This window comes from Paenibacillus aquistagni (genome assembly GCF_900177815.1).
Classification (GTDB): domain Bacteria; phylum Bacillota; class Bacilli; order Paenibacillales; family Paenibacillaceae; genus Paenibacillus_B; species Paenibacillus_B aquistagni.
This window is the reverse complement of sequence record NZ_FXAZ01000006.1, coordinates 253,224-265,201: the sequence shown is the minus strand read 5'-3', so window position 1 is coordinate 265,201 and position 11,978 is coordinate 253,224. Positions and strand designations below refer to the sequence as shown.

12 protein-coding genes are annotated in these 11,978 nt (G+C 45.5%); all 12 read right to left on the bottom strand.

Annotated features, from left to right (window positions below; all coding sequences use genetic code 11):
- Positions 1 to 20 precede the first annotated feature (20 nt).
- Positions 21 to 596 carry a hypothetical protein gene (locus B9Y93_RS19585; RefSeq protein WP_085497287.1) on the bottom strand — a complete coding sequence of 192 codons (576 nt, stop codon included), beginning with the start codon at positions 594 to 596 and terminating at the stop codon, positions 21 to 23.
- Positions 597 to 736: 140 nt separating this feature from the next.
- On the bottom strand, positions 737 to 1,312 hold the full coding sequence (thpR, locus tag B9Y93_RS19580) for an RNA 2',3'-cyclic phosphodiesterase (protein ID WP_085497285.1): 576 nt from the start codon (positions 1,310 to 1,312) through the stop codon (positions 737 to 739).
- Between the two features lie 49 nt (positions 1,313 to 1,361).
- Entirely contained in the window at positions 1,362 to 2,591 is a 1,230-nt protein-coding gene (locus tag B9Y93_RS19575; protein ID WP_244903493.1) for an anaerobic sulfatase maturase, read from the bottom strand.
- Positions 2,592 to 2,829: 238 nt separating this feature from the next.
- On the bottom strand, positions 2,830 to 3,411 hold the full coding sequence (locus tag B9Y93_RS19570; protein WP_085497282.1) for an LOG family protein: 582 nt from the start codon (positions 3,409 to 3,411) through the stop codon (positions 2,830 to 2,832).
- Positions 3,412 to 3,628: 217 nt separating this feature from the next.
- Positions 3,629 to 4,030 carry an O-methyltransferase gene (locus B9Y93_RS19565; RefSeq protein WP_085497280.1) on the bottom strand — a complete coding sequence of 134 codons (402 nt, stop codon included), beginning with the start codon at positions 4,028 to 4,030 and terminating at the stop codon, positions 3,629 to 3,631.
- Positions 4,031 to 4,170: 140 nt separating this feature from the next.
- Positions 4,171 to 4,821: a response regulator transcription factor gene (locus B9Y93_RS19560; protein WP_085497277.1), complete on the bottom strand. Its 651-nt coding sequence runs from the start codon at positions 4,819 to 4,821 to the stop codon at positions 4,171 to 4,173.
- The gene (locus B9Y93_RS19555) at positions 4,799 to 7,198 is read right to left on the bottom strand and encodes a sensor histidine kinase (RefSeq protein WP_085497274.1); all 2,400 of its coding nucleotides are present in this window, start codon (positions 7,196 to 7,198) and stop codon (positions 4,799 to 4,801) included. Before B9Y93_RS19555 ends, B9Y93_RS19560 begins: the two co-directional genes overlap by 23 nt.
- Positions 7,199 to 7,229: 31 nt before the next feature.
- The gene (locus tag B9Y93_RS24685; protein ID WP_169027292.1) at positions 7,230 to 7,400 is read right to left on the bottom strand and encodes a hypothetical protein; all 171 of its coding nucleotides are present in this window, start codon (positions 7,398 to 7,400) and stop codon (positions 7,230 to 7,232) included.
- Between the two features lie 159 nt (positions 7,401 to 7,559).
- Complete coding sequence (locus B9Y93_RS19550; RefSeq protein ID WP_085497271.1) at positions 7,560 to 8,501, bottom strand: polyprenyl synthetase family protein; 942 nt, start codon at positions 8,499 to 8,501, stop codon at positions 7,560 to 7,562.
- A gap of 123 nt (positions 8,502 to 8,624) precedes the next feature.
- Positions 8,625 to 8,801, bottom strand: coding sequence for a hypothetical protein (locus tag B9Y93_RS24680; protein WP_169027294.1), 177 nt, complete (start codon positions 8,799 to 8,801; stop codon positions 8,625 to 8,627).
- A gap of 27 nt (positions 8,802 to 8,828) precedes the next feature.
- Positions 8,829 to 9,863, bottom strand: a complete 1,035-nt coding sequence (locus B9Y93_RS19545; protein WP_085497269.1) for a lantibiotic dehydratase C-terminal domain-containing protein — start codon at positions 9,861 to 9,863, stop codon at positions 8,829 to 8,831.
- A gap of 474 nt (positions 9,864 to 10,337) precedes the next feature.
- Positions 10,338 to 11,942, bottom strand: coding sequence for a gluconokinase (locus B9Y93_RS19540; RefSeq protein ID WP_085497267.1), 1,605 nt, complete (start codon positions 11,940 to 11,942; stop codon positions 10,338 to 10,340).
- Positions 11,943 to 11,978 lie beyond the last annotated feature (36 nt).

Below are 11,978 nucleotides of genomic sequence, written 5' to 3'. Positions count from 1 at the left end.
CCCCTGCTTGTTGCACTCAGTTAGAGCCTCAGACCAAGGCGAATATTCCAATAATGATCTCCGAACTGAACAGATTTTACTTTTACCCACTCCGACATATAATCAGCTGGATTCACTTCGATTGTTTTCAGATCAAACCAACCTAATGGGAGCTCTATGTCTTTGACATATAGTTTCATAGGAATCAGCTTAATAATTCCACTTGATGCCTCAAACTCCTGCTTCATATCCAGATTAACGCCCACATCTAACCCGAGCCACGGCTTCGCAGCTACACGCAGATGAAGCACCTCATCTTGTGATTCAATCTGCAGCCCTTGGAGGTTCCAACGCTTGATCTCTGGCTTCTGGAAACCTTCTGTCAGCATCCACTCTGATGCATACCCGTTGATCTCATCTTCTGTCAGCTTGATCTCAAATGCCCGCTGATCAATCATGGCCTCAACACGCTCGCGAAGCGAAACATGAACAGGAGGGGCCCATCCAATCGAAGCCTCTGGCTTCACATAGATGGCAAGCCCGATGGAACCTAGAATAATGAGGACCACCAAAGCGAGCAAAAATCGTTTTGCCCATACCCAAGGATGTCTTTTCATTCGAGTTCTTTCTCCTTTGTAATGCTGCTATATAAGCGATCCATGGATGACCGCCCTAAAGACTATTGTATAACTTCCAAAGGAGATTGAACAAGTTACAAGAGATTTACCCAAGACCAACCATCGACCTGCTGCATCATTCATCCATTAATGGTGCTCTCTGCAATAGCTTCATACATCGGCTTCTTCCCCATATGGGTTCGGTACAATACGATCCGGTCAACCTCCCACGCATAGCTCACATCAGAAGCTTGTCCAAGCTCTGACAGCTCCGCCAAAGAGAATGACTCCGTTCCTTGATATTGACGCGCAACCGTGATATGTGGACGATAGGGCCGTTCTTCTGGCTGGAATCCAAGCAAGCGCGTCTCAGCAGTAAGCTTAGCGTATAACTGATGAAGGGCATTCAACTGCCCTTGGATATCACACCAAAGAACTCGTGGAGTCTCCATCCGGCCAAATGTCCCCCAGCCGCTAAGTCCAACGGTGAAGCGTGACATCAAGGCTGCTGCTCGGTTCATGGCCTTGTGAATCTCTTGAATTCGCTCTGAAGCCACGTCACCCAGAAACTGAACGGTAATATGATAATCTCGATAATCCGTTTGCTTCTTAAAGGATTCCAATACGGATGGTATCAACTGCAGCTCGTGATGGAGCTTTAACTTCAATTCAGCCGGCAAAGGAACAGCAAGGAATACTCTCCACTGCTCTTGCATGATCTGCACTCCTTTCAAGGGCTTTGTACCTTATTTCCCGGAAAATAGCTCAGCTTCCACAGCATTGCTTCGTCTTCTTGCCGCTTCCACAGATACAGCGCTCATTGCGCCCTGGGTAGCTGCGGCCTATGCGCTGCATGACACGCTTGGCGAGCTGTCTCATGCGGTCCTCTCCATATGCATATAGCATTCGGTAACTTTGGCAAAAATAATCAGTCTCCTGCAAAGACTCTTGCGGGCCTGTTCTCGTCATTCGATTGCGCGGGCAGCCGCCATGACAATACTGCCAATACGAGCAAGTCTTGCATGAGTCTGTGCCCTGCTCTTGCTGCTCTTCGAACAGCTCCCATTGCGGTGCCTCCATAAGCTGCTGCAAGGACGCCTCTTTAGCACTTCCCAGCTTATATTGATCATGAATATAGAAGTCGCATGGATAAGCATCACCATTCTGCTCCAAGATAAGCATCTTCGGACAGCTCTGCCGGAAGGTGCACATCTCCGGTTCATCACCGATAAGCGTCTGCAGCCAATTATCAAATATGCGGATGGACATCTGCGGCTCGCCATCCTCTAACCACAGATCAAACATCTTGCATAAAAAATGTCCATATTCCTCTGGAGATATCCGATAGGTCCCCGATGCCTCAACATCCTGGGATCGGAAATCCATACACGGGATAAATTGAGCGAACGTGATCTGCTGATCCTTCAGCCACTGCATCAGAGCGCTTGCTTCTCTTACGTTGTCTTCATGAATAACCATCAGAATATTGAAGGAGACCTGCTCCTTGCGCAAAGCATCTATTCCCCGCATCACCTGCTTATAGGAACCTGCGCCTGAGCCTGTCTTTCTGCGCTTGTCATGAATCGATTCAGGACCATCCACACTGACCCCTACCAAAAATGAATAGGTTTTGAAAAATGCCGCCCATTCAGCATCAATCAGCGTTCCGTTCGTCTGAACGCTGTTGCTGATCGTGGTTCTTGGCTGCGCATAATGCGCCTGAAGCGACACAACCTTGTGAAAGAATTCCTTCCCAGCAAGCAGCGGTTCCCCTCCCTGCCAAGCGAAGGATACTGCCCCCTTGGACCCCTGCATCATCTGCTTGACCACACGATCGAGCAAATCATCCTCAATCGTTCGAATTGTCTTGCCCGGCTTGCCGGCACACGTACTATAATAGCAGTAATCGCATGCAAGATTGCAGTCCTCGGAAACGGTTTTCCACATTATACTTCTAGGCACTTCTCGAGTTATCATCGTCGTACATGTGTTCATTCTGCTCACTCCCATTACCTGTCTCTTCGGTGATCGCTGATCATGCGATGAAGTCTATCTCAATCTCTAGCAAGCATACGGCGATGGGTATCGTTGTGCTAGGAGTATTCTCACATTTTGCATCCGCTGCAGTTCTCTCTGCCACGATAATACAATCGTATTCATACAATTAAAAAAGCCCGCCAAATCAATGGCGAGCCCTTTAGGAACATCCTACTTCTTACATGCAAGTTAATCATTAATCCTCAAGCTGCTTCCACTTGTTCGTCATCTCAGGGCGCTGGTACTGCTCCATCTTCGCTAGGAGCTCCTCTGCGGTGTTGGCTTCTACGACCAACTGACGATGAGACACTTGGGCAAATTCAGCTTCAATGCTGTGATCGACCATGCGGAGAAGAGGGGTATAATAATCGAGGACATTCAAAAGCGCAACCGGCTTATTATGTATGCCAATCTGTGTCCAGCTAATCGCTTCAAACCATTCTTCGAACGTGCCGAAACCACCAGGAAGCGCAATAAATCCATCCGAACGTTGTGCCATGAGTGCCTTGCGCTCATGCATATCCTTCACTTCGATGAATTCCGTCAATCCTGCATGAACAACCTCGCCACGGAACAGCCCTTTTGGCATCACTCCGACGACTCTCCCGCCATGTTCGAGCGCACTGTTTGCAACCTCACCCATAAGTCCAACCTTAGAGCCGCCATACACAAGCTCAATCCCTTGTTCCGCCAAAAGCCTGCCGAGCTTGCGAGCTTCCTCTGCATACTCTGGACGATTGCCAAGATTGGAACCTGCATACACACATATTGTCTTCATTCTCTACACTCCTAAATGTTAGTCGACATACATATATCAGGAAGTCAGATCCTCGTCAAGTCTGTACTTTCCCCATTCCCTCTTAGCTCGACTAAGGAATGCAGCGCTTATTCTAGGTATAGCTTAGTTATTTGAATCAAATCAAGCTTATTGTAAGATAGGTCCAACTTATTCATACTTCCATCCATGTTGTCTATTCATTATGTAAAGGCCTAGCTTAGCGGCGCAATCCCTTAGGAGAGTCCGAATATTGGAACTTCTCAAGCAAATTGGACATGTTGTAATTCGATTCGAACCAAGTGCTTACAAGAAGCGTGTCCTGTCTCAGGGTAAAGTCAAATACAATCTCTCCATGCGTCCAATGCTTCTTACGCTTCAACGCTTCCATCGCCATTAAACGAAAGGATGTAAGATGATTCTTCTGAAGCCCTTGTCGAATCGGGACAAGAACATCATCCTTGCTCTCCAGCGCGTCATGCTTCACACCAAACTTACCAATCATATCGTTGCGTATACACACAATCAAGGTCCCGCCTGTTATTCCTAGCAATTCCGACTCAAGTTCCTCAAACACCAAGCTTAATTGTCTTGCCAAACTTAATTCCATATTCCTACTCATCATGTTCCTCCTCTCAATCGAACCATTCGATTTGTTAATATATGGATTACATTCTCAATTATATAGGTATAAATTACTTTTTACAACATAATTTTACACCGTTTCGACTCATTTACAGCAAGACAATTAAGACTCAAGAACTAGAACATTTCCTTGCGCACTAGACCCAAACGAGCAGCCTCCACGATCGCCTCTGAACGGGAACGAACACCTAGCTTCTCGAAAATACGAGTTAAGTTATATTCAACCGTACGCTGACTCATATGCAGCTTCGCAGCGATATCCTTGTTGCTTCTTCCTTCTGCTACTTCCTGAAGAATCTCCTGCTCACGCTCATTGATTGAAGCCTCCTCAAAGGTCTTATCACCGCGCTTGAATTTGATCTCGCTGCGGCGAAGCTGCCTTAGCAAGGACAAGGGAATAATGGCCTCATCCCTCATGCAGCAGTAGATCGCATTCAACAACTGTTCACGGGATACCGTCTTCGAGACAAACCCTGACACGCCCGACTCTATTAATAGATTGAAGTGGGAGTTAATCTCGTAGCCCGTATAGATTAGAACCTTGCGATCCGGCTTCTCCTGAATTAGGCGCTTGGTCAATTCCAAACCGCTGATTGTAGGCATATTCAGATCACAGAGAATAATGTCATACTGATCCTTCTTCACCTCATCAAGCGCCTCAACTGCAGACAATACAACATTGACCCGAATCTGCGGGTCCTGCTCCAGCATCGTCTTGGTCCCCTCGCCAACTGATGGATGGTCATCAACTAATAAGATACGAATCAATATAAGCCCCTCTTTCCTCTACTTCCTTCGATAACGTAATCGGCATCATGATTTCTACTTCGAAGCCCTCTCCCGGCTGCGATCTGAACTCTATCGTTCCTTCGAAGCTAATGACACGCTCGCGAATGCCTGACAATCCCATATGATGAAATGAAGACTGCAACTGCTCAATTTCCATCCCTAGCCCATCATCTCGATAATGGAAATAAATATGAGACTCCAGTTGAGATAAAGTAATGTTGACTTCCGTCGCCCGCGCATGCTTCTCCGTATTGCGAAGCAATTCCTGCACAATCCGATACATCGCTGTAATCTGCTCTTCATTAAGTTTCGCACTGAGAAAGCCCGCATCAAAATGAATGGAAAAGTTCATCTGCAATCTAGCATGGTCGATTAGATTCTCGATTGCTTCTACAACACCAAGCTCTTTCAGGAGAGGCGGCCGCAGTTCATTGCATGTCTCTCGGATCTGGTGAATAACATCAAGCAGGCCTTCCTTGATCTGCTCCAGATCTTCTGCCAGCGCTTTATCCATCTGACGATCCAGCAGCACAGACTCCAGCTTGCGGAACCAATGCAGTTGATCCTGAAGCGCCGAATCATGGAGATCAGCCGCCAGCCGTCTTCGCTCATTCTCCGACAAACAGAATAACAAGCGCAGCAACCAAGGTGATGTCGACTGCTGCTTCTTCATCTCAGCCTCAAGATCGTCAATTAAGCTATCGATTAGATATAAGTTCTCAAATACAATGCTGGTATAATTCGATATCGTCTTCAACCAACGCATTTCATCAACATTAAATTGCGTATGATTGCTTTTATTGCTGATCCATAATATATGAAATTCATTTTTACGCTTTCCAACAATCAATGCTACGCCATTTGATATTTCTATAACTTCTGCAACCTGCATAACCTCTAAACGATCGAGTAATTCATTAACAACTTCTTGCTCCTGTGATGATGTTTCGACCTCCATCTTAGCAGTCTTGTTAGTGGAATTAATAATTACGAATTGATAGCGGCACATCGGCAGCATCATAGATATTTCTTGGTGCAAAACTTTCTCTAAATCATCTCGTTTCATTACCTTTGCCATTTGCTTTGAATAGCGGTCAATACTATCCTGATAGCTGTACATTTGCTTAAACAGCTTAGGACGGAATCGATGGTCGATTTGTTCTTTCATATAAAGGAATGAAATCAAACCAATATATATCACTAAAAAAATTTGGAACCATTTAACACTAGCAAACTCATGACCAACATAAAGTACAACATATAAGAACAGTAATATTGTGATTGCCGGGATCACTGATAATAGTGTGTAGTACTTAAATCGTGTGAAAATAAAATCTATGTCGAATAATCGATTTGAAGTAAAGAGGTACATATAGCTAAATGGTAATATTAACAAAAACAGCGTTGTAATAGTTGGTGATATTAATTCAACATGTAGAAGAATCAATGGAATGAGATTCATTGTAACAAACGGTGTAAATGCTATAACTTGAGCTGCAAGAATTGTTTTAAATAAAGGGCGAAGAGGTGTATTGCGATAATGCAAATAGACTGAAACTAATCTATGGACACATAACCCATATCCTGCAGTTAACAAAATGTAAAACGTTACTTGTAATATTCTGAAATATTCTCCAGAAATTAAATCTGTTGTACTATATGAGAAATGAACAGTGAGTATCAACATATTTATACTAAATGCTACTAGAAGTAGTTTACTATTCATAAATTTGACTTGAAATCTTTTTAAATACACCTGCATGAAATACATAAAAATATACGGTATGCTTGGAAGTAATAAGAACAACGTTGTGCGTCCAACTGGATCACATCGATAAGAAGCAGGTGCACTAAAATAGCTAATACCAATAGCTAGAAAAAAATAATTCAATATTCTAGCCGCTTGGTCATGCCTACACTTAATGTAAAGGAATAATCCAACCAATGAAAAAATAATAAGAAACACAGTCGGTATTAAAATATCAAAAATAACTTTTTCACTAGCTAGATTACTTCTCCAGTTATTAGGGATATCAATAGGTAATAATGTACCGTTTTGTTTTCTTATAAGTAGATTGTCGGCATTCTCTACCGTTCCGTACTTATACACACTCCTATGCTCACCCGTTGGATAACCATTTACTTCAACAACAACATCCCCGACTACAACATCAAACTTTTTTACGTAACCCACATAATCCAGATTTACGATCCTATATTCACCATTATTATCAATTCTTACTGAAGGACCTACTGGCGTATAGGTTACTGTAACATAGCCCAAATAAAGAACTATTCCTAAAATAAAGACAAAGAAGGAGGCACTACTTATCCTCCTTAACAGATGAGTATTCATTAAGGCCTCCTAAATAACGCGAAAGTTTATATTAAATCCAGCCACCAAAAAAATAATTATCTTTAGGTTGTCTTGGATTGGACAGAACGGCACGAAGTGCTCGCTGTTGAACTTTTGAAACTCCTTCAAACTGTACACCATTGCGCATGAATTGATCCATCAAGATGCGGTCCTTTAATAAAGTTTGAATCATCTCTTTCATGATAGCGCCTCCAGAAATTAAAGTAGTATGTAGAAAAATAGAACTCCTATTACTTGTTATACTACCAAAGTCAGGGGGCTAATAAGAACGCAAACTCTATTGTGTATAACCACAACAACTTTTGCGGTTTGGTTTTTATTCTACATAAATATGATTGTATTATGCATGATCCGGCTCCACGCGCACCGCAAATTCACGTAAGAACTCCTCTTTTTTCCCTGCGGTTTCTGGCACCGCAGCAAAGCGTTCCATAAATTCATAAAAATAGACCTGTATCTGAACCTGTGAATATAGTACTACTCCGTAGCGATCGCATAGGTCCTTGAATAAAGACTCATTGATCTCCATTTCCGCTGGAATTGTCCCCTTCTCTATATAGTCTTTCACCCATAGATCCGGTCCTTCGACACTGTCCAGCAGATAGAGCATTGGCAGCGTTCGTTTGCGAGCGGTAAAGTCATTTTTCTCTTCCCAATTGAAGAGGTCCTTGCAGTCATTGCTTAACTGAGCGGATAATCCCATATACTCCGCGTATTCCTCTACTGCTGGATGCCTTCTTCCTCTTGCATAAAGCGCTCCCAATCCGCATGACATTACGAAGAGCGAAGCTGATTTTTCTTTTGTCATCTCCACATAATGCTCAATGTCCTGCATCTCATTTCGAATATCGGTCATCTGACCATTTAGGGAGCATAATAGCTTCTCCTGCACAAGTTCCGACGCCTGAAGTCGAATATCAGCCTCTGCCGCTCCATGAATGATAGCCTGCTGTCCAATAAGCAGCAGCCCCATCACGACATTCATGGCCTCTGGCTCAGGAATCTGCATCCATGGCTTTGCAGGCGCATCCTGATCCTGAAGATCATCCAGAATGTCCGAGCTTAGGATAAGAAGCTCAATACCTGCTGCAACACGTTGAATCTCATCTCCCATACCGCCAAACAATCGATAGTGCCATACTATTAACGCCCCAAACACCATAGGCTCCTTCAGTTTCTCTGCTATGAACAGATGGGCATACTCGCGCATTGGCTTAGAACTGAAGTACAGATCACTCAAGCTTCTCATATGAAGCTCGATCTCCTCTTTGATCTGCTTCAAACCTGTCCCTCCTCTTCAATCTACCTTCAATATAGAAAAAATAGACAACAGCCGTCAAACTTATGATTACATTAACATATAACCATAAATTCAAGGACATTGCCTATTATAGCGCACTTCCTATTAATTTGAAGATTGTTTGCTTTTTCCATTATAGAACTTAAGGTGATTATGAGTGGAAGACGGCAAATGCTGCTTATTCATCGTCTCAAAGATTGAGGATAACGTTCGCATGCGAAGTTGAATGATTTCTTCTGCGGAGCGCCTCATCTCTCGGGGTTTCTCATCTGGATGCTTCATGTTGTCCCTCCTATCCGGACGTATCAATTAGAAGGATGAATAGGCCGCAAAGTTCTGCTGCCTGTGGCTCATATGGACAGAAGGAGTCTTGGCATTCTTGCGATCTATCGATTGGAGCAGCATATATTCCAGCATATATCGCTGATAACGGTCGATCTGGAACAGTGGCAATAAGGCGTTAGAGGTCTCATGAAGCATCAAATACGCTAGAGATCGGTCATCGGATGAACGAGACGGTTCCCCTTGCTCCGAGATGATCAGTCCTTCTTCAGTCAATGTGTGTACGGCCTTATACAACTCACGGCGTGACGCAGACCACCTGCGCAGCATACGATCTGGTCCAACGTATACGCCATCCTCCCGCGTATGCTGCAATAACTCTACAAGGGTATCATCTACTGCCTTGCACCATCGTCCATCGGCCTCACGATAATGGGATCTTACCTGATCGCCTTCCTTAAGGCTCATCAGATAACGCTCCATCCGCAGCCGAGGCATGTTGGCACCCTGCCATACATTCTGCTTCGCATCAAAGGCATGATTGGAAGCCATCAGTCGAAGCATTCGCATGTAACGCTGCCTGCGATCGCATCGTGTCGCTTCCAGCTCCTTCATGATCATCTCATAATTAAAGGCATGGAAGCTGTGCAGCAATTCTTGAAGCACGCGATTGAAGCGAGTAAGCGCGCATGCTGCTGAAGCTTGCAGTATGACCCTCTGGTCATCCATAAGCTCATGAGAGAGCAGCGCCATCGCTTCTGGCTCCAGCCACTGGCTGCATCGTTCTGTATATTCTTGCAAAGTTGGCTTTGACAAGGAGGGGTGCTCTTCTAAATACGGGGACAACCGATCCTGTATCGTCTTCTGTAAGGCTGGGTACTCAGACTCACGGTCAAGTTCCGCATAGATCGCGAGATGAGGACCATATATAAAGGATCGCAGCACATAAGCCCGATGTAATCTTCCTTCAGCTTGCAAGGAATGAATAACGGGACGGATGCCGTCTAGCAGCAAAGCCTCGTGCTTCTCATCATACTGATAGACGCCAATACTTTTCCACATCGCTTCAAGCCACCTCCGTAACAACCCACATAGCCCTCTTCCAGAGTGCTTCCTGTGTGAAAGTGCCCCTGTTCCTGAAGAAGGTACCCGCTGTGGTTGTGCATCTGATCATCCTCTAAGCTGTTGAGGTGCTTCCTTCAGCAGCATTCTACCCAATCTATGTAGATAAATGAAAGATGCTGTAAGCGCAAGGGGGAGGCTGCTTACAGCATCAGTACGTAGCAGCGGATATACAGCGACTAAGCTGTGCGTGCAAGAGGAGAGGTTGCACGATCCGAGCTGCAAAATTTGGAGAAGAGACTTACGTTACTGTTACCTTTTTTCAACTTCATCTTATCGAATTCTGAACCATTTTTCACCGACTACTATACCCGTAATTACCGCAAAGTTTTTGCGGTTGTATCATCAAGAAGACCAGATATTGGTTGCGTTTACATTTGCGCTGCAGCAAGGAATCGTACCTTGCGCGCATTGTTACACACGAGCGGTCGCCAATTCATGCTTCAGCTGTGCTGCATATGCAAAATCTCCTGCTTCCGCAAGATGGATATAGATCCGATCATACAGATGCGACATCCGTCGATAGATTTCCGTAATTCTCACATCAGGCACAAATACTCGACTCATCTTGACAAGACTTGCACCTTCCATCATGCTGCTAAGCTCACCTGTTGCCGTCATGGCCAGCACTGCGGCACCAAAGGCAGATGCCTCGTTGCTGTCAGGCAGCTGAACCGGCACGCCGAACAAATCAGCCATCATCGCCACTCCGATTGAGGATTGCGCGAAGCCTCCCGAAGCAATTACTCCTTCATATGCAGCCGGAGGTTCACCAAGAAGCTTGGCGATACTGTATATGGCGTACAGCATGCCCTCCGCTACCGCTCTCATCATGTGTCCACGATTGTGTTCCAAGCCTAAGCCGAAGAATAGCCCCTGAGCATCTGCATCCCAATGCGGGGCCCGTTCTCCTGACAGAAAGGGAAGGAATAAGAGTCCCTCGGCACCTGCAGGCACGCTCGCGATTACGTTGAACATCTGTTCATAAGGAGATATGGCTTCCGAGGAAGGAACTGCCTCTGAACTTCCTTGAGGGGCTCTTTGGGAATCTGCCGATGCGCTTGATTCCAGTGAATCATGCTGAAAGTGCTCCACGTTCTCCTTGAACCATTGGAGACATACTGCACCGTTGTTCGTCGGCCCGCCTACTATCCACATGCCCTCCATTATGGCGTAACAGAATGTTCGTCCTCGCTCATCAAGCTCTGGCCGCTCTGTTATCTTCCTTACAGCGCCGCTTGTCCCTATCGTAACCGCCAGCTGCTTCGGCTCGACCGCACCACTTCCTATGTTGGCGAGCGGACCGTCGCTTGCCCCTACAGCAATCGGTATCAGCTGATCCAATCCAAGCTCTGCAAGCACTTCCTGCTTCATATTCGTTAGCAGCATAAGCGGAGATACAGCGTCCGGCAGCTGTTCGGTCGTAATTCCTGCCAGCCGTACTGCTTCTTCGTCCCAAGCAAAGGTATGAATATTGAACATGCCTGTTCCAGAAGCCATAGAGTAGTCCGTAAGATACTGACCGGTCCATTTAAATAGCACATAATCCTTAATCCCCAAGAACTTGCTGGCCTTGACAAAGCAATCCGCCTCGTGCTCTTGCAACCACATTAGCTTCGTTAGAGGCGTCATCGGATGCATCGGCGTTCCAGTGCGCTCATACAGCGCTTGTGCTCCAGAGGATTGCTTCAGCTTCTTCGCATATTCCCTGCTTCGATTGTCACTCCACAGCATAAGTGGTGTAAGCGGTGTCCCCTTCTCATCCACAGCCAGCATGCTGTGCATCGCAGAGCTAAAACCAATGGCTTGAATGCCCGAAGCACCTGTCTTATTAAACAGTTCCTTCGTCGCTTCCATCACGGCTTGATACACTTCCTCCGGGTCCTGTTCCGCTCTTCCCGGCCAGGGAATTCGTGTCGTGTAGCCTGCTTGCGTCTGTTCGATGACTTGTCCATGGCGATTAAAGGCAACTGCCTTTGTGCTCGTTGTGCCGATATCAATTCCGATAAAGAGCTTCATTGCTTATAAGCCTCCCATTCTAGCAGTCCTACCTCT

Coding starts and splice junctions, on each gene's coding strand:
- B9Y93_RS19585 (WP_085497287.1), bottom strand. CDS start 596: ATGAAAAGACATCCTTGGGTATGGGCAAAACGATTTTTGCTCGCTTTG.
- thpR (WP_085497285.1), bottom strand. CDS start 1,312: ATGCAAGAGCAGTGGAGAGTATTCCTTGCTGTTCCTTTGCCGGCTGAA.
- B9Y93_RS19575 (WP_244903493.1), bottom strand. CDS start 2,591: ATGAACACATGTACGACGATGATAACTCGAGAAGTGCCTAGAAGTATA.
- B9Y93_RS19570 (WP_085497282.1), bottom strand. CDS start 3,411: ATGAAGACAATATGTGTGTATGCAGGTTCCAATCTTGGCAATCGTCCA.
- B9Y93_RS19565 (WP_085497280.1), bottom strand. CDS start 4,030: ATGAGTAGGAATATGGAATTAAGTTTGGCAAGACAATTAAGCTTGGTG.
- B9Y93_RS19555 (WP_085497274.1), bottom strand. CDS start 7,198: ATGAATACTCATCTGTTAAGGAGGATAAGTAGTGCCTCCTTCTTTGTC.
- B9Y93_RS24685 (WP_169027292.1), bottom strand. CDS start 7,400: ATGAAAGAGATGATTCAAACTTTATTAAAGGACCGCATCTTGATGGAT.
- B9Y93_RS24680 (WP_169027294.1), bottom strand. CDS start 8,801: ATGAAGCATCCAGATGAGAAACCCCGAGAGATGAGGCGCTCCGCAGAA.
- B9Y93_RS19545 (WP_085497269.1), bottom strand. CDS start 9,863: ATGTGGAAAAGTATTGGCGTCTATCAGTATGATGAGAAGCACGAGGCT.
- B9Y93_RS19540 (WP_085497267.1), bottom strand. CDS start 11,942: ATGAAGCTCTTTATCGGAATTGATATCGGCACAACGAGCACAAAGGCA.